The organism is Clostridium sp. YIM B02500 (assembly GCF_022324665.1).
GTDB lineage: Bacteria > Bacillota > Clostridia > Clostridiales > Clostridiaceae > Clostridium > Clostridium beijerinckii.
On record NZ_JAKGTE010000006.1, the window covers coordinates 50565 to 73942 of the forward strand.

Below are 23378 nucleotides of genomic sequence, written 5' to 3' on the forward strand. Positions count from 1 at the left end.
ATCTATGTTTTATGAAAGTTCCTATTTCTTATATTTATTAGGTGTATATTTTTTGTTTGCAATCTTTGCTTGACGTATTCCAGAAGATAAGGCTTCTATTAAACTTTCAATAGCTTCAGGTGACATAGGATTTCCTGAAAGCATAAGCCCTTCACCATTTAGTAAATCTTCTTTTAATGCTTCAATTCTTTTTGCAATGTCTCTTTCATCTTTTTTAGATAAAACAGTATTAGCTGCATCTGGAATTTCTACAGGTGTTTCGCCATCATTTATATAACCAGCAGCGGCCATAAGGTCAGCATAAGTGACACCATTGTGTGCAACAGAAGCAATTTTTTGTAATGTGCTAGGCGCTGGTGGGCAAGAATTTTTATTGTTTATAATTCTTGATAACGTGCTAGAGCTTATTTTGCATTGACTAGCAAAGTTGTTTAAAGAAATATCACCTTGTGCTTCTTTTATTAAACTACTAAGTAATTCGGCATTAAACATATAATCAACTCCTTTAAGTGATAAGTGAGAGTCTAAATTTATTATTAACATCTAACGAACGGATGTGCGTACATATATTATATTAATTTTAAATAATTTATTGCGTAAATGCAATGATAAGTAAAAAAATAGTAAAAAAAGTGTTGCGCTTAAGAAACAGTAGGATTATAATATTGCGTGTAAGGAATATTGCGCAAGGAGAATAGGAGGCTAATATATGAATACAACCAAAGAATCAGTTAAAAAATTTGTTGATGAGCAGTTTGATGGAAACTTCAATAAATGTGCTCGCAATCTTGATTTAGCACCAAGTACCATATGGAGAATAGCAAATGGCAATGGTAAAGCAGGAATAAAGGTTGTTACAAATATAATTAAGTATTGCGATGATAAAAAAATTAATTACAGAAAGTATATATCTTTAAGTTAACAGCTTATAACTATTAATTATTAAAGATAAGATGACGTTAATTTTGATGAAAAGTTGTTATTGTGCTATGCATCTTTTCATAGGTGAATTGATCTTAGTTACAGTATAGCGGCTTTTTTAAGGTGAATTGTTCTTGGTTGTGCTACGCACTTTTTTTAAAAGTGAAAATGATCTTATTTGCAGCATAGCTGCTTCTTCACAAGGTGTTTAATTTTTTAAGCTAAGTGTTGCGTGGAACGAACAGATAACTAATTATAGTTATGTATAGTTTTCAAATTTTTAAACATGTAGATAAAAATAAAATCATTAGACTTGATGATTTTAGTGGAAATTAGTTTTAATTTAGAATGTTTCATTGAGAGGTGAAGGAAATGGATAAATTACAATGGCTTAAGGAAAGGCAAAAGGGAATTGGAGGTTCTGATGGTGGAGCTATTATGGGAGTTAACAGGTGGAAAAGTCCTTTTGAAGTTTATGTGGACAAGACAGAAGAAATTAGAGAAGTGAAGGAGTCTGGTGAATCATCTTACTTTGGGAATACCTTAGAGGAAGTTGTAGCTAGAGAATTTTCAATAAGGAGTGGTAAGAAGGTAAGGAAGGATAAAAGGCAGTTACTTCATAAGACTCATGAATTTATGATGGGCAATATTGACAGAAGAATTGTTGGCGAAAATTCACTGCTGGAATGTACAACGGTGAATGCCTTTAAAGCAAAGGAATGGGATGGTGAAGAAATTCCACCTAGCCACATACTTCAATGTCAGCATTATATGGAGGTTTTGGGTGCTGATACTTGTTATATAGCGGCATTAATAGGTGGACAAAGGTTTGTGTATAAAGAGATTAAACGTGATGAAGAATTAATTTCTATGATAGTTGAAGCTGAAAAAGATTTTTGGATTAATCATGTTCAAAAAAGAATTCCACCAAAGCTTGATGGAAGTGAAGCAGCTAGTAAATATTTAAGCAAGACTTTTAAAAGTATAGATAAGACGTTAGAAGTTAACTTGAAGGAAGAGTATAAGGACAAGATAAATGAGTATTTAAACATAAAAAATCAAATGAAGATTCTAGATGAATCTCTTAAAGTTATAGAAAACAATCTAAAAAATCAGCTTGGAAATGCTGAAAAAGGAATAGTGGAAAAGTTCCAAGTAATTTGGAAGGGAGTAACTTCAAACAGGATAGATAGTAGGGTTTTAAAAGAAAAATATCCTGAGATTTATAAAGAAGTTTGCAAACAGTCTAAGAGCAGAAGATTTGAAATTAAGGAGATTTCTAGTTAGTTAATGATAAAACATATTAAACTAATTATTCATCTAAATAAAGAGAGGGTGTTGTGTTTATGGCAACTAATAGCAGTTTAAAAAATCAATTAATTGAAAAAGAGCAAAGCACAGTAAATGTTCAAGAAACTATATTTAAAAATTTAATAAATAGTGATGATGTAAAGTCAAAGTTTACAGAAGTTTTAAAAGATAAAGCTTTGGAGTATATAAATTCAATAATAAGTTTAGTTAAGGAAACTCCTATTACTAATGCCTTAGGAGTAAACGATTCACACCAAAGCACAGATTTGGGTTCTCTGCTTATTGAATGTGAGCCTAGATCAATAATTGATGCATGTATGATTGCAGCTTCCTTAGATTTATCTATCGATAAAAATTTGGAGCATGTCTGGATTATTACTTATAAAAAGAAAGCAAATTTTCAGCTTGGATATAAGGGATATATTCAACTGTTACTTAGAACAGGTGAGTATAAAGCTATAAATGTAATTGAGGTTTATGAAGGGCAGCTAAAATCATGGAATCCATTAACTGAAAAATTTGATATAGATGTTTCAGCTAAAAAGTCAGATGCAGTTATAGGGTATGCAGGATATTTTGAGATGGTAAATGGATTTAGAAAATATGTTTATTGGAGCAAAGATAATATGGATACATTTAAGAATAATTCCTTTAAGGGAGATCCAAGATGGAATAATGATTATAAAGCTATGGCTAAAAGAACGGTAATGAGAAATATGCTTTCAAAATGGGGTAGGTTAAGTGCTGAAATGCAAAGGGCTTATTTAGAAGATATTAATACAGATAAATTTATTAATGGAAATTAAATTATTGAGAGGATTACAGTTTGGACTTGAAAATACTTAGAGTATATATAAAGTGAAAATTTTCATGTTAAATTTTATATTTAAGATGAATTTAGTTGAACTTATCTGGGGTCGTGCCGTTCGTAGCTCCAATCAGAATATATGGGAGTATTAGAACGGCTAGACATCAGATAGATGTGTGTATTTCCATGGAATCAATACCCTTAAGGATGGAATTAAAAAATTTAGACTATTTCTTTTAGAGGAGTGTGAGAAACATGTCAGATATTAAATGGATTAAATTATCTACTAACATGCATGATGATGAAAAGATGAAATTAGTGGATGCAATGCCAGAGAGAGATACTATTCATTATTTATGGATAAGATTACTTATACAAGCGGGTAAAACTAATGCTAATGGACTTATATATCTAAATGAGAATATCCCATATACTGATGAAATGTTATCTACAATATTCTCAAGGCCTCTAGCTTCTATAAGACTTGCACTTAAAGTATTATCAGATTTTCAAATGATTGAGATAGCTGAAAATAATGTAATCAGAATAGTGAATTGGGAGAGACATCAAAATGTTGAGGGAATGGACAGAGTTAGAGATCAAAATAGAAAAAGAGTTCAAAACCATAGAGAAAAGAAAAAACAAATTGAAGCTATAGTTAATGAAAGTGAAGAAACTAGTGTTGAAATTGAAGAAAATAGCTGGGCTGAAAGTAAAGAATATGGCTGTGCTGAAAGTAAAGAATATAGCATTGAAGTTACAAATGATATGTGTAACATTACAGATGATAAAAGTAACGTTACTGTAACGGTGCAGAATAAGAGAGAGAATAAGAACAAGATTAAGAATGAGAATAATAAAGATAGAGAGATAAAGAAAGAAGGGGATATAAATTCTAAATCTATTGAATTAGCTAAGTATTGTGAACTAATGGCTGGAATACCTAATGTTCTTAATTTAGGCGCACTTAAGTTAGCTATAGGGGTGCATGGTCAAGAATATGTAAAGATGGCTATAGATATAGCATTAAAAGCTAATAAACCTAATATGACCTACATTGATGGCATATTGAAAAATTGGAGAAGAGAAGGATATCCAGATGACAAGGAGGTAGAGAAAAATGTCAATAGAAGCTATGGAAAGAATAGTAACCCAGATAAAAACAAATTTGCAGGATTCAAACCAAAGGAACCACGAAGCCTTACATATGAGCAGCGAAAAAAAGCTGAAAAAAGCCTCATATAAGTGTGATAAATGCTGTGATACTGGGTGGGTACTTATTCCACAAGAAAATAGGCAGCCACTTGCAGTTAGCTGTGAGTGTAGAGAAATTGAGAAGGTAAAAAATGAATGGAAGCATTCAGGAATTAATGTTGAAATGACAAAGCATACTTTTGCTAATTATAAAGTGTGGAATAGAGCATCAGAAAGAGCAAAGGATACATCAGTAGCTTACTGCACTGATTTTGATGAAATTAGAAATGGCAGAAGAAATAGCATTCTACTTTGTGGCCAGGTAGGCAGTGGCAAAACTCATCTCAGCGTTGCCATTGGATTAAATTTGTTAAAGCAGAAGATTAAAGTTGTGTACATGCCTTATAGAGATGTAATTACTAAGATTAAACAAAATATCCTTGACCAAGAATATTACGTTAAGGCCATCTCAAAATATAAGCTATGTGAGGTTTTACTTATTGATGATCTCTTTAAGGGTAAAATCAATGAAAGTGATATAAACATAGTCTTTGAAATCATTAATTATAGATATTTAAACTTTCTGCCAATCATAGTCAGCAGTGAATTCAGCATTGAAAGATTACTGAATTTTGATGAAGCTGTTGGCTCAAGAATTTATGAGATGAGTAAGGATTATGTGGTGGAAATTGAGAAAGACATACACAATAACTTTAGATTGAGATAAATTCAATACGCAGCAATTATTGGGTTAAATAGGTCGAAATTTTGACTAGAAATTAAGAAAATTTAAGGAGTGTTTAGGATATGGATAAAAAAGCTATTGAGGAAATTATTAATGAAAATATAAAGCTTACCGGAGAGAATATTAAGCTCGGCTATGAAAATCTAATTCTAGAAAAGAAAATAAGAATATTAGAAGAAAAGACAGTAATTCAAGGCAAGAAATCATCGCAATATATTGTGGTTATGATGGCTTAATAAATATATAAAATTCGAGATATACAAGAAGTAATTTAATCATATAAAAGAAAATAATTTTGTAGAGGAGAATGTAAAAATGAAAGCATCAGGAATAGTGAGAAAGCTTGATCCACTTGGAAGGATTGTAATACCAAAAGAAATAAGAAAGGTACTAGGCATTAATGATGGAGATTCTATGGAAATAATTAAGGTTGATAATGAGGTAGTTGTTAGGAAATACAGTAAAGGCTGCATCTTTTGTGGAAATGATAAAGGTATTTCAAAGTTTAGAGATGCACTTGTATGTGATGAGTGCAAAAAGGCGTTAGGTCAAGGTTAAATCTATAAAAAGGGGATAAACAAAAATGGAGAGTTTACGAATTTTTAAGGATGAAAGATTTGGAGAAATAAGATGGGTAAAAATTAATAATAAAGATTATGCTGTTGGGATTGATATAGCAAAAGCTTTGGGATATAAAAACCCAAGAGATGCAATTTTAAGGCATTGCAAGGGTGTCGTGAAACACGACATAGGGGTAGCTACTGGAAAGAGGAGAGACGGAACAGATGTTATTCAAAATATAGAAATGAGCGTCATTCCTGAAGGGGATATTTACAGGTTAGCAGCAAAATCAGAATTACCTGGAGCAGAGAAATTTGAAGCATGGATTTTTGATGAGGTATTGCCTAGCATACGGAAAACAGGAATGTATGATACAGATGAATTATTAGATAATCCAGATTTACTTATTGCTGCAGCTACTAAGTTAAAAGAAGAGAGAAAAGCAAGGCTTGAAGCTGAAAATAAGGTAAAGCTATTAGAGCCTAAAGGACAATTTTATGACGATGTTGCAGGATCTAAAGATAGCATTGAAGTGGGACATGTTGCAAAGGTTCTTGCTATAAGAGGAATGGGAAGAAATAATTTATTCTCACTCTTAAGAGAAAAGAAAGTTTTGGATAAAAACAATATTCCTTATCAACAGTTTGTAGACTTAGGGTATTTTAGAGTATTAGAGCAAAAATACACAGTACCTAGTGGTGAAACAAAGATAAACATTAAGACAATGGTATTTCAAAAGGGAATAGAGTTTATAAGAAGAAAAATTGGGGAGTAATAAACTCATTCTCCTTATTTTAGGATATGCAAATATAAAGGCTAGATATTTACGTATATTTAATATAAAGCACCATGGAATTTATTAATATAAATCATATTTTAAATTTTAAAAGTAGTAGTTAGGAGGTCTTTAACTACTGCTTTTTATATTAAAAGATAAATATGAAAGGTGATAATAATTTTTGCTTATTCATGCAAAAAAAATAATATGCATGGGAAAAAATGCAGAATATATTAATTAATATATTCTGGTTAGAAAATCTAAACTTAATACCGAGGAATTTACATTTAATGTGTGGATTTGGACGTTTAGAGAAAATGCTATTTAATTAATATGAGTATTATGAGAATATGTAATTGTAAATATAAAGAATGGAAGTGAAGTTGATTTATGTCAAAGGTACTTTTTTTAAGTATACCTGCGCATGGTCATATAAATCCTACATTGGGATTAGTAAATGAATTAGTAAAACAAGGAGAAGAAATTACATATTTCTGCTCAGAAGACTTTAAAGAAAAAATTGAAAAAACAGGTGCCAAATTTAAAAGTTATAGAGTGGAACTGAGCCTTTTTAAAAGAAAACATAAGACTTCTAATGATATGGGGCCAGATAAACCAATCAGAGGTTTTAAAGTATACTGATGTAGCAATAACTCATGCTGGGATGAATAGTACTAGTGACTTATTGTATAACAATGTGCCTTTTGTAGCAATACCTATAGGTGCAGATCAACCATATATGGCAAAAAGAGCTGAAGAGTTAGGTGCAACTATTTCTCTTGATAAGGATAATATTAATCCAGAAATTTTAAGAAAATCTGTTGAGAAAGTTTTAACTGATTCAAGTTATCTTGAAAATATGAGAAAAATAAGTGATTCTTTTAAAGAATCTGGTGGTTATAAAAAAGCAGTTGAAGAAATTTTTAAATTAAAACGAGATAAGATAAATCAATAAGATTTATTAAAACTAATGCATTAAAAAATAAAAGTTGCAATAAAGGTAGATTAGGTAAAAATACTTAGTCTGTCTTTTATTCTTTACAAAAAAAATAGAGATAGCGAAAAATATTAGGAGAATAATGATTAGCTATCTCTATGTTTATTAAGAATAGGAAACGTATTTTAACTATTGACACGATTTTAATATTCTATACATTAATTATAAGAAAATAACAAAGCGATAATATAAATCGCAAAAAGTCCATTTTTTGTAATTAGTATAATTTAAATTTAATACTAAGGTCAAAGAGAAATAAACAATATATGTTATAATTGATTTATAATGGTAAGACGTGATGAGCTAGTATAGTTAAGGAGAATTATAATATGTATAAAGAAGGAACTGAATCATGGAAGATAGTAGTATCTAGTGATATGGCATTAAACTTTGCTCTTTTTACTGGTTGCCTATATGGATTAATAGATATTGATAATATAGAAGGTGAAAATAGGTTATGGCCTTCAAAGTATTTTAGTAACAAATGTCATAAACAATTACCTTTGTTAAAAGAACAATGGAGCGAATGGTTTAATAATATGATTAAAGGTAGAGGGGAAAAGGTTATTTCAAAACAAAGATTTGACCATTGGGATAATATGTTTAATCCACCTGACTATTCAGATTTTCCATACTATGAATTAAGGGAATGTTGTAAAAATGCATGGCGACCTTTTATAGAATGGTGGGAAATGGTTGGTGGAGGCAGGAATGCTCTTTCCTATTTTGAAGGATTTGGCAATGAAAAAATTAATGAATATATTAGTGAATTTGAAAATAAAGTTCAAAGGAAAGTTAAGCCATTTAATTTGTATATAGATTTAGTATATACAGGAACATCCAAAATTATAGAAGCAAACAATGAATATATTGTTATGATTCCAGTTAGGCCTATATATTTTGATAAAGATTGGTGGATGAGTAAATTACAACAGATAGGTTAGAACAAATAAGGAAAATGTATATGGGTTACTAGTAAGTGATTCAGGTTACAAGGTAAAATCAACATACTAAATAAAAAATAGAAGCTCTCCATATCAAAGAATGGGAAGCTTCTATAATTTTACCTAAAACTAAGCTACTTCATATTTAGTAACTTGTCTTTGAGTAACCTGAGCACCGGATTTCTTAACTAGATCGCCAGCCTTAGTTTTAAAAACATTTTTTGAAATTATAGTGTCCATAAGTGCGTTAACTTCATCTTTTGTAAGAGTAGTTTTAACACCAGAAACACTTAAAGTGCTTTTTTCACCAGCAGAAGTTAAAAAAGTCATAGCTAAAGTATATTCCATTTAATTTCCCCCCAATCTTTAAAATTTACTTAAGTGAACGAATGTGAGTAGAGTTTCCTAAAAAAGTGATCCTAAGCATTTGCTAAACTAGAAGATTCATTAATAAAGCAATCTCTAGTGTTAGCTTCTAAAACACCTTTAATTGCATCTGCAATAGCATAGACATTTTCAGGTGTAGCATCTGTTTTAATACCTGAGAAAGTTTTCTTGGTATAAATTGGATCCCCAGCCTTGTCTAGACCTTTTTGAACCTCAATGCTAAGAGAAACAGAGTCAATAGTTTTAGTTACAGCCATGTTTCATTACCTCCTTTACTTTGTTTTCATAAAGGATATATGGATAAATTTCAGTTATTACATAAGTAGATGAAAATTATTTATAAATTTAGCACTATGGATGTTAGAGGAATGTGTAATTCTATTAGTAACAACAATCATTTATGTATTAAGAGTTTTAAGTCTTACAAAAAAATACATGATTCTTAGTGAAGAATTAGATAAGATAAAGGTTAATAATGTTTGTGATAAAGAAAATATTTAAGAAATCTATAATGTGGTAGTATAAACGAATGTTATCATATTTATTTTTTGGTGAATTAGATAATTATTCCATGTATGCAATAATTAGATTATAATGGGTTATATAGTATTATAGATAATGATAAGCCTATATTCTTACAATGTTTATAATGAGAAGTTCGCGGCATGAATTTAATGATATAAAGAGGTGGAATAATTATGTTATTTGGATTATTTAATAGTAGAAAAGATAACGATGAAATTCATAATATAAAGCAGTATGCAGTAGATATAGCGACTAATTTTAATGACGAAGACAGGGAATATTTGAAGCCAATTTATACAATTAGGTATTATTCTAAATTAAATAATTCAGTTGTTAAAGAAGCAATTTTTTCTAAAAATATAGAAAATGGTGATATTACTTTAGGAGAAGCATTTTTAACGTTAGAGGAAATATTAAAACAGAGTATAGAGAGTAAGTTGTTAATTAATACAATGATTAATAAAAATTATGTGCTTACCAATGAGGAAGAAATTGCAATTAATAAACTTGAAGATATAATAAGATTTGGGTTGCTATAATCAATCCAAATTTAAAAAGTGTGAAGCTTAATATAATAGATAATGTGTGTATATTCTAAAATGGATATGGAAAGAGCAATAATTTAACTTATTGCTCAGATATTAATTATGCCAATACCACGAATTTGGGATTGAGGTGGACAAAAACAACTTGTTCTTTGAGAATTGAGCAGTATGATATTTTGAAAATATGTTGTTAGGATGAATTAAAATATGAATAAAGGAATGGAATAAGCTGTTATGCATATGAAGGTGAAATAGATGAATAGTTGTAAATTGTTAGAGGTTAAAGCTATAGTTCAAAATCCATATTATAAGGCTCCAAGTTGGATTGATGACAAGATCCAGAGGAGAGAATTTGTTGTTTTAGATGAGGATTCATCAGAAAACGATGTGGAATTATTTTTAATTGAATTATTAGGCTATAATAATATTAACATTGAGCAGGGTACAGAATTAGTTATGAAAGAAGTTTTAGCGGAAGATGAAATAGTAATAGCAGGAGGAATGTTATTTGTTGGAGAAAATAGGAATATATTTCCAAGCTGTTGTTGCGGTTTGGAAAGTTGGAATGAAGTATTAGCTGCAGCTATTGATAAATCATCACCATGGTTAGGACACGATCCATATCCCTGCTTTGAGTATGTTGGAAACAACATTCGTATATGGTCTGATGATTTTAAGGTAAAACAGTCAAGTGAGATTTACTTTGTTGAGTGTGATAGGGATATTTTAATCGAAAAACTAAAATTAGTTAAAAATGATTTGATTAAATTCTCTAAAGGGCCTTTATATAATCATATCAGTAAACATTCAAGAACATATACTGATTTGATGGTACAGCAATTTGAAAAATGGTTTTCTTTAAACCTTGTGTAATATAATCTGAATGACATGTAGCTAATTGATGAACTGATATAAATCATTATGGGATTTTAATATAAAATGATTTAATTTAATTTGTAGAGGAGGAGAATTTTAAGCTTGACTAAAAGAAACCATAAGTTTGAAATAGCGATATTAACATAGTAGTTATTGTAAATTATTTGCTGAAGGTGATGAGTTGAAGAGTATTATTTTTGAAGGTTGGAAAATAGAAATTGATAAGGAAAAAACTAAAAATTATTATTCACAGTTATATAGAGATGGTTTACGTGAATGTTGTTCAGATTGTAGAAATTATTATTATGGAATAAGGCATTTGCCTAAAGTTTTTATAGATTTTTTAGAGAGCTTATTTATTGTTCCAGAAACACCTATATGCGCTTATAAGCTGGATAAAGTTGCTGATAATATATTCCTATATGATGTAAATTATTTAATTAGTGGTAACATATTAGAAAAACCTGATAATGCTGAAAATGCTTCAGAAAATGGAAAGAAGGTATTTAAGACAAGTACGTTAACTGATGAGGTAGAGTTTTATTTTACAAAAGAATTGTATCCAAGTTTGCGAAATCTTTCTGGTTATGAATCGTATTTTGAACTTCAATTATTTTGTGAAATTCCTTGGGTTATAGATGAGCCGTATGAATAATTGATGATTAAAAATTTGTATGTAAGTTATATGTATTTCAAATTGCTATTGATACAATGTATCTCTAATTATTAATATAATTTACTTGAAATGTAGAAAGTGCGCAGTAGTAAATAAAATAATGTTCTTTAAAAATTGAATAATGTGGTATTTACAAGATGTGCTATAATTAATTCTTAATAGTAGGTTATAATGAGGGAAGTGATATTTTGAACTACTTAGATTTAATGAATTTAGAAAATATATATTTAAATAATTTAAATGAGCCACAAGAAAATTTTCTTAGGTTAACTTTTATTAAGAGTAAAACAAATGTTATTTCTCAATCAATAAATATTGGCAATAAAGTTATTAAAAATGTGCATTCAATTAATTATGATTATACGAATCCCTTAATACAAATTGATTTTGAATCATATATTGGATATTCGATTTTAAATGAGAGTTTTACATCCATGGATAATTATGAGGAATTTGAGGGTAAGTCATTTAGAATTTACAGGAAATCAAGGTACTTAGATTTCATAAAGGTTGGAACGTTTGCTTCAGAAGATTATCCTGGTACATTTAAACATTATGGGATTGTCTGCCTTAATCATATAATCGATATTGTTTCGATATCAGAACCTGTTATTAAACAAATACAAATGAGCAAGCCTTAGATAAGTTTTGATGAACTTGTTAAAAGTGTCAATCACAATTTTCTTAAGTTATGAATCAATAGAATTTAGATAATAAATTGTAAATCGCATTATTCAAGAAATTGAATTTGCGATTTTTTAACGCATCATTCTAATAAAGTGCACATTTGTACTTAAGTAATATCATAAGGTTTATAATATATAAAATTTTCTCTTAGTCATATAATAGGACATGCTACAGTTATTCTAATTAGGCTAATAATGGTTATTCATGGTACTTTTGTAAAAAATAAAAGCATTAAAACTCTTATGGATGAGCAATATAGAAATAAAGTAAATAATGTTATAATATACAACAATGAAGCAAAATTACAGTCAATAATAAAGTGAAAAAACTATTATATGGATTGCTTGGGGGATATTTTATGAGAAAAATAGTAAAAATAATTTTTATTTTAATTATTTCATTTATATTGGCGATAAATGTTTATTCAATAATAGAGAATGAACGTTCAGAAATAAAAATGGAACAACTAAAAAAAATGCAACAAGAGAATTATTTAAAATCTGTGAGATTTAATTTAAATTTAGATAATAAAGAATATTATTATAAAAATATTGAAGATAATACTGACGGCTATATAAATGGACAAGAACAAAATTTTAAATATGATAGTTATTTTATTTCAAACGACTTAGAATATGTAAATACTGAACTAAATGAGAAAAATGTGCATTTATATTGCAATGTTCCTATAGATAAAAATAGCAAAGACTATATTCAATCTTTTGGATCAAATGAAAATATTTATATATATCCATTTGATAATAATACAACTGTCTTTATATCAGTTGCAAGTGGTAAACCAGCAGAATCAGATAAGTGCTACATATTAGACTTAAATAATAAAACAGTTATTTGGACTGAGAGCAAGTACTTTGCTTATGCTTATTACAGATCATCTACTGATACAGTAATTGCTACTCATAATATTAAACCCGTAGATACAATCTGGGGCGAAATGAAATATGAAGATTATGAAGTAAATATGTTCGGTGAAATGTGTAAAATTGGAACAAGAGATTAATTATTTTTGGTGTAATGTAGATGAGAATATCTTAATACAACATATTCAATTAATATAATTAACGTAGTAATTAGTGAACATTCGTTTTTAAAAATATAAATATTTTGATATTTCAAGTTTGTGTTACAGTTAAATTATAAAGATGATAAATACAAATTAATTTGAGAAAGGCAAAGAATATAATGTTTTTAGTAAAAATTATTGATATAGTTATCATATTAATTTCATGGATTTTCGGATTTTCGATATTAGTTATATTTGACCTGATATATACTTTTAAGTATAGTTTCCCAAATGATCCTATTTTCCAGCATCCAAGCTATGAAGGTATTATAAGAGGTATTCTATCAGTTGTTGCATATTTTATTTTAATGTTCATATTGTATTATAAAAAAAAATCAAAAGGTACAGTATATCCTAGAAGATTTATTTTTATAAATACTATTACATTTATAAGTGGCTTAGTTCTATTTTTCTTTTTTGGATTGCCGCTTCTTTCACCACATGTAATTAATCAGTTTTGATAATTTATTTATTTGGGGTAATTATATAGAATTCATTAAATTAATATTTTATGAAAATTATTTTGAACAAAAATATAAGATGTCATACTAGTACTAAAATATATATATTTGCTGTTAAAAAACTAAGGAAATTTCAAATTATTCATATAACAAGACATTAATACAATTCAGAAGAACATACTGAAAACTAGTTAAAGCCCAAATAATTAATAGCAAAACATACTTTTAACCGACAAGACCGTTAATAAGTTTGTTAAAAATTATTGCATCACACATCTATAGAATAAAAAGTTATAAGGATTTCAAGTAGATAAAAAACTATTAAGTAATATAATTGACACTTAACATTATAAGGTATATAATTGTACAAAAATAAAAGCTATGAAGAGAAGAGTAGTTATGAAGGAATACTCAGAGAGTTTCCATTTGGTGTGAGGAAATTATGAAATCATAATGAAACAAGTCTCGGAGCTGCATACGGATCTTATAAAGTAAAACTTTTTAGGTGGAATTTTATTTTCGCTGAATTTAGTTTGAATTATCTTAGAGAGTGCAACCTATAACTCACATTTGAAGAAGAAGTGATGTTACATAATGCCTAACTATAAGATAAAAATTTATTATAAGTGATGCTATGACGTAAGTTCACGTTACAGAACCAGAGTATGATTCAACCTATAATTTTAGGGAGATGGTGTACTTGAAGAGCCTAAAATGGTGACATTTTAGGGAAAAGGGTGGCATCGCGAAATAGAAGTTTCGCCCCTGTAGATATATTTTCTACAGGGGCTTTTTTGACGTTAAAATTAAGCATATGAAAAATTATAAGTTTAAAATATCATACATGTTTTATTTTTTGATGATCCCAAGTATGAAAGTTAGAAATTTAAGGAGTGAGAAGTTTATGATAAGTAAAAGAATAGAAAAAAACGAAAGACCAATATTTCCAAAGAAGGCTATAGTAACAGCTGGAATGCCTTATGGAAATAAGAATCTTCATTTTGGCCATGTTGGAGGAATGTTCATTCATGCAGATATATTTGCAAGATTTTTAAGAGACAGAATAGGGAAAGAAAATGTTATTTTTGTATCTGGTACAGATTGCTATGGTTCACCTATCCTTGAAAGCTACAGAAAGCTAAAAGAAAATGGATACGAAAATACTATGGAGGACTATGTTAAGGCAAATCATTTAAGTCAAAAGAAAACCTTAGAAGATTACAATATCAGCTTAAATATTTTTGGAGCTTCAGCCCTTGGAAGGACAGGAGAATTTCATAATGAAGTTTCAGAAGAAATATTTAATACTTTATTTAAAAATGGTTATATAAAAAAGATGTCAGCATTGCAATTTTATGATGAAGATAAGAAAATATTTCTTAATGGAAGACAAGTAATAGGAAAATGTCCAATAGCTGGGTGTAACTCTGATAAAGCTTATGCAGAAGAATGTTCATTAGGACATCAATATATGGCATCTGAATTAGTTAATCCTATTAGCACTTTATCAGGAAATAAACCAATATTAAAAAGTGTAGATAATTGGTATTTTACCTTAGATGAATCAATGGATATAATGAAGGAACTTAATGAGTTTTTAAAGAAGAATACTAATAGACGAAAGTATGAAATTAACACCATAGATGAATTTTTGAAGAAGCCATTAATATATGTTCCAAGAAAATATATAAAAGATGTAAATGATCTAGAAGCTAAATTTCCAAGCCATGAAACCATAGATGAAGAGAAAAAATCTTCACTAGCGTTTATTTTCCAAACATTAGAGGATAGAGATAAGGCAAAAGAAATATTGGATAATTTAAATATTAACTATACTAGTGGTAAGACTTTGGTTCCTTTTAGATTATCAGGAAATATAGAGTGGGGAGTAAAAGTACCTGATAAAGAAGATTTGAAAAATTTAACCTTCTGGGTGTGGCCAGAATCTTTATGGGCTCCAATTTCTTTTACAAAAGCATATTTGGAGTCAATAGGTAAGAATTCTGAAGAATGGCGTAATTGGTGGGATAATGATGATTCAATGGTATATCAATTTATAGGAGAAGATAATATATATTTTTATTCAATTGCTGAAATGGCTATGTTCATTGGGTTAAAGGTGGCTAAAGGTGGAAATGTAGATGTTACTAAGCTAAATTTACCACACATTGTTTCTAATAAGCACATTTTATTTATGGATAAAAAAGCAAGCAGTAGTTCAGATATTAAGCCACCAATGGCAGATGAATTATTGAAATTTTATACAAAGGATCAATTACGTATGCACTTTATGAGTCTTGGATTATCTTCAAAAAGTGTTGGTTTTAAGCCACAAGTTTACATGAAAGAAGAAGAAAAAGTAGGAGCGGATCCAGTATTAAAAGAAGGAAACCTTTTAACAAATGTATTTAATAGACTTATTCGCTCATGTTTTTATACCATGCAAAGTCTTAATGAAGATATTCCTAAAGAAGAGGTAAGTGAAAAGATTAAGGAATTAACAGAGAAATCAGTATTAGAATATGAAAGACATATGTATAATCAAGATTTTCATAGAATAGCATATGTTCTGGACGATTATATAAGGGAAGTAAATAAACATTGGGCCAGCAATATTAAAAATGAGGAATTGAAAAGAAACGTAATAGCAGATTGTTTTTATGCTTGTAAAGTTATAGCAGTACTAATACACCCTATAGCACCAGAAGGATGTGAAATGTTTAAAGATTATCTAAATATAGATGATGAACTATGGAATTGGGATAAAATATTTGACCCTATTACTTCTTATTTTAAAGATGCTAATAATCATAAGTTTAAATTTCTTGAACCAAAAGTAGATTTCTTTAAGAAAATGGAATATCAATATTGATGGAAGATTTACTGGCTCTTTTTAGAATGAAGATTCGCTTTTAATACATGATGATAATTTGTACAGTTTATATCTAGCAGATATATTTCGTAGTGTTATTCCTTGTATGAAAAAAAGATTATAAGGGATTATATAGTCTTATAGATGATAATAGGATTGTATTCTTATAATGTCTATAATAGTAAGTTGATGTAAGTAGATAAAAGTGCAAAGAATACTGATTAAGGTTTGGAATAATTAAGGGTGAAGAGTATCGCAAATAAATGATATTAAGTAAATTTGGGTAAATATAGTGATTTATTGATATGCTTTGAAGAGTCACAAATTAGTATTATTAGATAATCAATAAGTAATTAGATAAGTTATTATACGGCGTATTATTCTATCCTCTAAAAGTCAAATTATATAATCTAAATAAAAAAATTCCTTATGAATTATTCACAATACCTGAATATGAATGAAAATACCCTCCAAGTTGCAGGCATGGAGGGTATTTTCATTGGAGCACAAGAAATCTCTTTTCGGATACTGCAGCTATGCGGCAAAAACTATTCAGCTTACTTTTCCAGGTAGTGCTGATGTGATTCATTAGCATCACAATATCTTGTACATACGGATTAAAAGGTTTACTAGATTTTATGCAATCTTAACCTTGCTTTCTCTGAATTACTACCTTACCCCTCTTAGGATTTGTTTCGCACTTAAGGTATGCTTCGGATAATCCTTGAGGTGTAAATGGGAAAATCCCGCTCAAATGAACCTTCAATTTTTGTTCATGGACTTTTTGAAGAATAGACACCAAATCATCATGGTTTGGTTCTGCATGAACAAATTGAGCTTTAATTCCGCGAATTTGTGGATGTTCATTAATCGCCATGGCTACCAGCGAAATGAGCTTGCCTCCATCCTTCAAAACAGAGTAACTTTTTCGCCCAGTTTCACCTATCTTCGCATCTAAAACTGTAGCGGATCTATCCATAACCATATCCAGTACAATATCTACAGGACTACTTATAGCCTTTGTAAAATCAGTTGTGGCATAATCAATTACCTCGTCGGCACCTAATTGTCGCACAAATTCATGGTTAAATTCACGGGCAGTTGCAATTACATATGCACCTGCTTGTTTAGCGAGCTGAACTGCAATATGTCCTACACCCCCAGCGCCTGCATGAATTAGAATACGCTGTCCCGGTTGGAGTTTGCCATACCTAAACAAAGACTGCCAGGCAGTCAAACCAACCGTTGGCAACGCAGCAGCTTCATGAAAAGACATACCGGGTTGGATTATTGCAAGTGCGTTTTCTTCCATTGCTACATAATCTGCATAGGCTCCACCGTTGTTAGTAGGAATACCCATAACACGGTCGCCAGGTTTAAAATGGGTTACTTTACTTCCAACCTCAATGACAACACCGGCAAGATCGGCACCGAGAACATACGGCAACTGAACTGGTAAAATATCCTTAACAGCCCCAGAACGTAATACATAATCTGCTGGATTAATTGAAGCAGCATACATTTCTACTAACACCTGTGTTTCTGTAATTACTGGCACATCTATTTCTTGTTCCTGTAAAACCGCTGGAATTCCGTACTCTTTTAAAACAATTGCTTTCATAATAAATTCCTCCTTGTATTTTTAAAGTTTGTTTCAGCTAATTAATAATTTATAAACACTTGTTTACTTATTAACTATTGTCTGATAATGTGATATTAACAAAGTTACTTGTTCGCTTCAATTGTTAAAATAACTGCAATTGTTCATTAATTAACAAAATTCCATTTATCGTTCATTAACTAATAAATATTTCATATAGCAAAATGCGTATAGTTAATTTTATTGAAAAAATTCACATAATATTTTAAGGAGGCTCTTATGGATAGACGAATACTAAAAACACAAAAAGCAATTATTGGAGCATTTATTGAGCTGCTCGCAGAGAAAGGATTTGAAGATATTACAATTAATGAAATAGCAGATCGAGCTGATGTTAGCCGTGGAACTGTTTACTTGCACTACATTGATAAATTTGATTTGCTGGATAAATGTATTGATATCTATTTTAAAAAATTATTTGAAAGCTGCATGACTCTCGACGGTACTACGCTTTTACTTTCAAAATCCTTTATTATTCGCACATTTGAGTATTTGGAACAACATGCTTTCATATATACTACTCTGTTAGTTAACAAAGGAATCCCTACTTTCAGAAACCTCATGATGGATGTGATTCTAGGTAACCTTAGTGATGTGATTGATGCCAGTAGCATAAAACGAGATATGAATAAGGAGGTGACGTTACAGTTTCTGGCCTCAGCTATTGTAGGTCTACTAGAGTGGTGGATTATCAAATCAATACCTATTCCAGCTAAGGATATAGCAGAACAATTGTGGTCACTGTTGGAACGTATTCAAGTTATGCCTAATGCACCGGATCCTAATTAATCAAACTGCAGTGACAAGTATACCAGCCCTATATATCTAAGGAGGAAGTGCTAGGAATATATGCCGAAGAGATTCTATTTTTAAATAAAAAAAGTGGCATCATTTGCTATTGATATGGTGAACCATATCATAAGTGAGAATCGAAATTTTATATTTCGTTATTCGAACTTACTCAGCGAACGAATGTGAGTCGAGTTTCCTTTATTAATGATAACTTAATAATGTATCTTATTAATAGAAGAGAACCAAGTCAAAATTAATGCGGTTCTCCTTCTTCTTTTTTTAAGAAAAATATTGGTGGTAAATATCCTAATACTAATGGTAATATTAAGAACCCAAGATTTACATTGGTATATATTGATATGTTCTTATGCTAAGATCTAAGATATATTTTTTATTACATTCTTATTATTTTCATATTAATTGTTTGGTAGCATACTTTCCTTAATAACATTTGATAATATTTTAATTCCTTCTCTTATTTTCTCTTCATTAATATTTGTGTAGTTCAAGCGTAAGGTATTTTTATGACCACCATTTGGGAAAAATGCTTCGCCTGAAATAAAAGCTATACCATTTTTCAATGCACATTTTAATAATTTAAAGTGGTACTCCGTCTAGACATCAGATAAATAAATGAATTAGAAGTTTAAAATCGGGAACTGATAATGCACAATATATTAGGAGAGATGCCATAACAATATTGAATAACTTTCTATGACGGCTAAGAATTTTTTGAAATAATGCACCAAAAAGAGTCCAGCAGGACATCGATATAAATCCTACTAATGAGAGGAATATAGCAAATAAGCATAATATTATGCTCGATTTATAGTAGGGGATTATAAAAATTGAAGTCACCGTTATACCATAAAGTATTGTTTTAGGATTCATGAATTGCATAAGCATTCCAGATTTAAATGTGTTGATGCTGTAATCATTAATTGCATTTGGGTTAGAATTGCTTTTGAGTATCTTGATAGCTAAATATATTATGTATGCTGAACTAAATACCTCCATAGACAACTTTATGTTGGGAAGAAGTTTAAATAAAAATAAGTTAAGATAACCACACAATAGCATGATTACAGCCATACCAGTTGTAGCACCTAGAACAAATTTAAATGTTTTTTTATATCCAAAGTTAGTACCATTTGTCATAGACATAATATTATTTGGACCAGGTGTAAAAGTTGAAACAAGAACATAAGATAAAAGTGCAGATAAATTGAACATAGCTTACCTCCTTAATGATTAAATTTGAAAAGATAGTAACAATATGATATCATGCTACTAATAATTAGTGAAATCAATAGTTTAAATTGTAACAATCAAAATAAATGATTGATTTTTTGGGGGATATAGAAATGGAATTTCGTCAATTAAATGCATTTATTACCGTAGCTAAACTGAGTAATTTTACAAAAGCAGCATTTGAGCTAGGATATTCACAGTCTGCTATTACTGCTCAGATACAACTGTTGGAAAAAGAATTAGGTGTTAATTTGTTTGAAAGATTAGGGAAAAGTATATCTTTGACTTCAGAAGGGGAAAAATTTCTTGTTTATGCTAAGCAAATAATTAAACTTTCTGATGAAGCAAAAAACAATTTAATGACATCAAATGTAAAGGGAACTTTGACAATAGGGGCTAATGAATCCCTTTGTGCTGTAAGGCTGCCTCCTATATTAAAGGAATTTCATGAGCGTTATCCGGAGATTGAAATTATTCTAAAAATGGAAGGCAATAACAAATGTAAAACATTGATAAGAGAAAATCAGATTGATGTTGCTTTTATTATTGGTCAGAAAATCAATGATTCTGAGTTAATTACAGAATTGGAATTTCCTGAACCTTTAGTTTTATTAGCAGCCCCAGGACATCCACTTACTTTCAAGAAACATGTTTATCCTGAAGATATTGCTGAATGCAACATAATTGTTTCAGAAAAAGGCTGTGGTTACCGAAATCTTTTTGAACGAAGTCTCAATGATGCTGGGGTAACTCCGAAATCAATAATGGAAATGGGCAGTATCCAATCAATCAAACAATTGACAATGAGCGGACTTGGAATAACGCTGCTTCCAAAGATTGCTGCTGCGGAGGAGTTGAAACGAAATGAATTGATAGAACTTCATTGGTGGGAAGATTCCTTTTATTTGACAACGCAAATGGTATATCATAGAGATAAGTGGGTCTCAAAGGCATTAAGAGCTTTTATAGATCTGAGTAAAGAAATGATGAAGAGTTAATATAAGGTTTCAAATTCAAATAACAAAAATTAAATAAATTAACTATGGCATATTGTGCTATAATAGTATTATATTGTTAGAATATAAGTAGCTTAATAATATATATTAAAGATTGGGGCGATAAGTAAAAATGAAAACAATTGGTTTAATTGGAGGAATGAGTTGGGAAAGCACAGTCACATATTATCAAGTTTTAAATAATGTTATTAGAGAGAAACTTGGGGGATTACATTCTGCTAAATGCTTATTATACAGTCTTGATTTTCATGAAATAGAGAAATGTCAATCAACTGGAGAGTGGGAAGCAAGTGCACAGATTTTATCAGAAGCAGCTCTTACTTTAGAAAAAGCAGGTGCGGACTTTATAGTTATATGTACTAATACTATGCATAAAGTGGCTGACAAAGTTCAGGAAGCTATCAGCATTCCTATATTACATATTGCAGAAGTAACAGCACAAGTATTAAAGGCAGAAAATATTACAAAAATCGCTTTATTAGGGACAAAGTATACTATGGAGCAAGATTTTTATAAATCCAAGTTGATTGAAGATGGGATTAGAGTATTGATTCCAGATAAAGAAGATATAGAAACTGTAAATGAAATTATTTACAATGAATTATGTGTAGGTATTATATCCAAACATTCCAAAGAGGTTTATTTAAATATTATAGATAAGTTAACTAATAAAGGAGCACAAGGAGTAATATTGGGATGCACAGAAATAGGTTTGTTAGTTCAACAAAGAGATACCAAAACACCATTATTTGATACAACATTAATTCATGCAGAAAAAGCGGCGTTATTTTCGATAGAGTAGATGTATATAACTTACAACTGTTACTGTGAACTGTGCCATAAGTAAATGAGGTTTTTTGAAAAAGTTATCAAGAATGCTAAAAATATTAGTGAATTGTTTCCAGTAATGTGACACGTGGAGGCGGTAATTTTGATGACGAATAGTGGCTCTAATGGCAAGTGAGACAGGTAAGCCACAATATGTAGTGGTTTTAAAGTGAAAAATGAGAAAAAATCGGGACTGAAAAATGCGTTTTTCATTCCCGACTTTTTTTGCCCTGTTTATATATGACATCCGAGATTTTCACTGGTTGCTAATTAATGACTCAATGGAATAAGACAATATAAAACTCTATTGTGCGAATATTTATCTAACTTGTTGGGGCACTTCATTTCTTGAGAATAACTTTTTTACTCAAAATATGAATTCCAATCCAGCATAGCAATAATAATACCTGTGCCAGAACAACAAGCCATAGTATCTGCATGTATCCACCTATAATGCAAAATATGGTATTAACCAGAGGAAAACCTAGGAATGTAAACATAATAGGAAAATCTTTTTTGTAATCCATAGAACTAATGACCTTACGATCCCAGAACTTGACGAAGGCTAACACTAAAACTCCCACTGAAATTACAGAAAGAGAGATCAACATTACCCATTGCATATTAGAAGCTCTGGAGAAAAATGGTCCCATATAATTAAAAAAGTTGGATATAGGTGAAACTAAACAGGCTAGAGAAAGAATTGCAGCCAAAAACGGATATATGTATCCAATTAGATTACTATAGTTTTTCTTTTTATGCCACCATTCACCTAGTAATATGAATACAGTCCAGTACCCACCTATGTAAATCCATCCTGTAAAATTCATGACAGGTTCACCATATATTAAAGGTTCACCAGGAAGAGGAATAAAGCTCCACCTTCCAATAATTCCTTCCGCTGTATGAAAAATCTGTTTAATGGCCACCGGATCCATGGAAAAGTCAAAAATCATAGCCATTAGTCCAACAATAAATGGTTTACTCCACGACGGTATATTGACCATCTTTAAAACGCGCAACGTTGAGTAAACTATAAGGAACTCGATAATTGGAACAGTTATTGGTATATTGAATATCATTAGGATACTGTGCCCATATGCGTAAAAACCTTCTTTCCCCATAACTCCCATAGTTGCCGCAACATTTTCAAAGGCTGAGGCGTAGAAAAAGACAAAACATATGAATTGCATTAATACAATCTTTGGACGTTCTTCGTTTTCAATTATATAGAAAACCATTAATGCGGCGATGATTAGAACTAAAATATCTTGAATAATCCATACAGGTACTATAGTTATATTTCCCATTGTGTTACCTCCATTTAAAATTATAATTTATTTGAACGTTCAAATATGTTGTATGTTAAATATATTATAAGTACACAGCGATACTTAATCAACAGGCAGTTCAATAACATTACGTTCGATATCTTACAAATCAGATAAGTGTTGTTCGT

27 protein-coding genes, 1 pseudogene and 1 other annotated feature are annotated in these 23378 nt (G+C 30.0%); of the genes and pseudogenes, 21 read left to right on the forward strand and 7 right to left on the reverse strand.

Annotated elements, in window-relative coordinates; all coding sequences use genetic code 11:
- Positions 1-21: 21 nt before the first annotated feature.
- A complete protein-coding gene (locus L1S46_RS06600; protein WP_168983039.1) occupies positions 22-492 on the reverse strand; it encodes a helix-turn-helix transcriptional regulator in 471 nt (156 codons plus the stop codon).
- 217 nt (positions 493-709) lie between these two features.
- On the opposite strand from L1S46_RS06600, the gene L1S46_RS06605 reads away from it, so the two are divergent.
- The 10 genes and pseudogenes from L1S46_RS06605 (at position 710) to L1S46_RS06650 (ending at position 8259) form a co-directional block, all read left to right on the forward strand.
- Positions 710-922, forward strand: a complete 213-nt coding sequence (locus tag L1S46_RS06605; protein ID WP_238899573.1) for a hypothetical protein — start codon at positions 710-712, stop codon at positions 920-922.
- A gap of 371 nt (positions 923-1293) precedes the next feature.
- Positions 1294-2208 (forward strand): lambda-exonuclease family protein, encoded by a 915-nt coding sequence (locus L1S46_RS06610; RefSeq protein WP_238899574.1) that lies wholly within the window; start codon positions 1294-1296, stop codon positions 2206-2208.
- 59 nt (positions 2209-2267) lie between these two features.
- Positions 2268-3038, forward strand: coding sequence for a recombinase RecT (locus tag L1S46_RS06615; RefSeq protein ID WP_238899575.1), 771 nt, complete (start codon positions 2268-2270; stop codon positions 3036-3038).
- A gap of 257 nt (positions 3039-3295) precedes the next feature.
- Positions 3296-4285 (forward strand): phage replisome organizer N-terminal domain-containing protein, encoded by a 990-nt coding sequence (locus L1S46_RS06620; protein ID WP_238899576.1) that lies wholly within the window; start codon positions 3296-3298, stop codon positions 4283-4285.
- The gene (locus L1S46_RS06625; RefSeq protein ID WP_238899577.1) at positions 4248-4961 is read left to right on the forward strand and encodes an ATP-binding protein; all 714 of its coding nucleotides are present in this window, start codon (positions 4248-4250) and stop codon (positions 4959-4961) included. Before L1S46_RS06620 ends, L1S46_RS06625 begins: the two co-directional genes overlap by 38 nt.
- 80 nt (positions 4962-5041) lie before the next feature.
- On the forward strand, positions 5042-5215 hold the full coding sequence (locus L1S46_RS06630; RefSeq protein ID WP_238899578.1) for a hypothetical protein: 174 nt from the start codon (positions 5042-5044) through the stop codon (positions 5213-5215).
- Positions 5216-5294: 79 nt separating this feature from the next.
- Complete coding sequence (locus L1S46_RS06635) at positions 5295-5537, forward strand: AbrB/MazE/SpoVT family DNA-binding domain-containing protein (RefSeq protein WP_238859553.1); 243 nt, start codon at positions 5295-5297, stop codon at positions 5535-5537.
- A 25-nt stretch (positions 5538-5562) separates the two neighbouring features.
- Entirely contained in the window at positions 5563-6315 is a 753-nt protein-coding gene (locus tag L1S46_RS06640) for a phage antirepressor KilAC domain-containing protein (protein ID WP_238899579.1), read from the forward strand.
- A gap of 393 nt (positions 6316-6708) precedes the next feature.
- Positions 6709-7273: pseudogene (locus L1S46_RS06645) on the forward strand (nucleotide disphospho-sugar-binding domain-containing protein).
- Positions 7274-7644: 371 nt separating this feature from the next.
- Positions 7645-8259 carry a hypothetical protein gene (locus L1S46_RS06650; RefSeq protein ID WP_238859557.1) on the forward strand — a complete coding sequence of 205 codons (615 nt, stop codon included), beginning with the start codon at positions 7645-7647 and terminating at the stop codon, positions 8257-8259.
- Between the two features lie 129 nt (positions 8260-8388).
- Here the strand turns inward: L1S46_RS06650 and L1S46_RS06655 are convergent, their stop codons facing one another.
- Positions 8389-8607 carry a DUF2922 domain-containing protein gene (locus L1S46_RS06655; protein WP_012059376.1) on the reverse strand — a complete coding sequence of 73 codons (219 nt, stop codon included), beginning with the start codon at positions 8605-8607 and terminating at the stop codon, positions 8389-8391.
- 71 nt (positions 8608-8678) lie between these two features.
- Positions 8679-8903: a DUF1659 domain-containing protein gene (locus L1S46_RS06660; RefSeq protein ID WP_238899580.1), complete on the reverse strand. Its 225-nt coding sequence runs from the start codon at positions 8901-8903 to the stop codon at positions 8679-8681.
- A 100-nt stretch (positions 8904-9003) separates the two neighbouring features.
- Here L1S46_RS06660 and L1S46_RS06665 point away from each other — a divergent pair, with 100 nt between their 5' ends.
- The 8 genes from L1S46_RS06665 to L1S46_RS06700 all read left to right on the forward strand — a co-directional run bounded on the left by L1S46_RS06665 (position 9004) and on the right by L1S46_RS06700 (position 16372).
- Positions 9004-9147 (forward strand): hypothetical protein, encoded by a 144-nt coding sequence (locus tag L1S46_RS06665; protein WP_238859560.1) that lies wholly within the window; start codon positions 9004-9006, stop codon positions 9145-9147.
- Between the two features lie 197 nt (positions 9148-9344).
- The gene (locus L1S46_RS06670; RefSeq protein ID WP_238859562.1) at positions 9345-9710 is read left to right on the forward strand and encodes a hypothetical protein; all 366 of its coding nucleotides are present in this window, start codon (positions 9345-9347) and stop codon (positions 9708-9710) included.
- A 261-nt stretch (positions 9711-9971) separates the two neighbouring features.
- Positions 9972-10589 carry a hypothetical protein gene (locus L1S46_RS06675; protein ID WP_238899581.1) on the forward strand — a complete coding sequence of 206 codons (618 nt, stop codon included), beginning with the start codon at positions 9972-9974 and terminating at the stop codon, positions 10587-10589.
- Positions 10590-10773: 184 nt separating this feature from the next.
- Positions 10774-11247 carry a hypothetical protein gene (locus L1S46_RS06680; protein WP_105412492.1) on the forward strand — a complete coding sequence of 158 codons (474 nt, stop codon included), beginning with the start codon at positions 10774-10776 and terminating at the stop codon, positions 11245-11247.
- 209 nt (positions 11248-11456) lie between these two features.
- Positions 11457-11909, forward strand: coding sequence for a hypothetical protein (locus L1S46_RS06685; RefSeq protein WP_238859567.1), 453 nt, complete (start codon positions 11457-11459; stop codon positions 11907-11909).
- Between the two features lie 404 nt (positions 11910-12313).
- On the forward strand, positions 12314-12976 hold the full coding sequence (locus L1S46_RS06690) for a hypothetical protein (protein WP_238899582.1): 663 nt from the start codon (positions 12314-12316) through the stop codon (positions 12974-12976).
- Positions 12977-13137: 161 nt separating this feature from the next.
- Complete coding sequence (locus tag L1S46_RS06695; RefSeq protein ID WP_238899583.1) at positions 13138-13500, forward strand: hypothetical protein; 363 nt, start codon at positions 13138-13140, stop codon at positions 13498-13500.
- Between the two features lie 372 nt (positions 13501-13872).
- Positions 13873-14270 (forward strand) — a binding site (T-box leader).
- A gap of 134 nt (positions 14271-14404) precedes the next feature.
- The gene (locus tag L1S46_RS06700) at positions 14405-16372 is read left to right on the forward strand and encodes a class I tRNA ligase family protein (RefSeq protein WP_238899584.1); all 1968 of its coding nucleotides are present in this window, start codon (positions 14405-14407) and stop codon (positions 16370-16372) included.
- A gap of 646 nt (positions 16373-17018) precedes the next feature.
- Here L1S46_RS06700 and L1S46_RS06705 read toward each other — a convergent pair.
- A complete protein-coding gene (locus L1S46_RS06705; protein WP_238859573.1) occupies positions 17019-17993 on the reverse strand; it encodes an NADP-dependent oxidoreductase in 975 nt (324 codons plus the stop codon).
- A gap of 258 nt (positions 17994-18251) precedes the next feature.
- On the opposite strand from L1S46_RS06705, the gene L1S46_RS06710 reads away from it, so the two are divergent.
- On the forward strand, positions 18252-18821 hold the full coding sequence (locus L1S46_RS06710) for a TetR/AcrR family transcriptional regulator (protein WP_238899585.1): 570 nt from the start codon (positions 18252-18254) through the stop codon (positions 18819-18821).
- A 419-nt stretch (positions 18822-19240) separates the two neighbouring features.
- On the opposite strand, the gene L1S46_RS06715 is transcribed toward L1S46_RS06710, so the two are convergent.
- Both L1S46_RS06715 and L1S46_RS06720 read right to left on the reverse strand, forming a co-directional pair.
- Complete coding sequence (locus L1S46_RS06715) at positions 19241-19405, reverse strand: hypothetical protein (RefSeq protein ID WP_238859576.1); 165 nt, start codon at positions 19403-19405, stop codon at positions 19241-19243.
- 40 nt (positions 19406-19445) lie between these two features.
- A complete protein-coding gene (locus tag L1S46_RS06720; protein ID WP_238899586.1) occupies positions 19446-20057 on the reverse strand; it encodes a LysE family transporter in 612 nt (203 codons plus the stop codon).
- A 131-nt stretch (positions 20058-20188) separates the two neighbouring features.
- On the opposite strand from L1S46_RS06720, the gene L1S46_RS06725 reads away from it, so the two are divergent.
- Positions 20189-21073 carry a LysR family transcriptional regulator gene (locus tag L1S46_RS06725; protein WP_238899587.1) on the forward strand — a complete coding sequence of 295 codons (885 nt, stop codon included), beginning with the start codon at positions 20189-20191 and terminating at the stop codon, positions 21071-21073.
- A 130-nt stretch (positions 21074-21203) separates the two neighbouring features.
- Complete coding sequence (locus tag L1S46_RS06730; RefSeq protein WP_077830506.1) at positions 21204-21893, forward strand: aspartate/glutamate racemase family protein; 690 nt, start codon at positions 21204-21206, stop codon at positions 21891-21893.
- 367 nt (positions 21894-22260) lie between these two features.
- Here the strand turns inward: L1S46_RS06730 and L1S46_RS06735 are convergent, their stop codons facing one another.
- Positions 22261-23229, reverse strand: a complete 969-nt coding sequence (locus L1S46_RS06735; RefSeq protein WP_238859582.1) for a carotenoid biosynthesis protein — start codon at positions 23227-23229, stop codon at positions 22261-22263.
- Between the last annotated feature and the right edge of the window lie 149 nt (positions 23230-23378).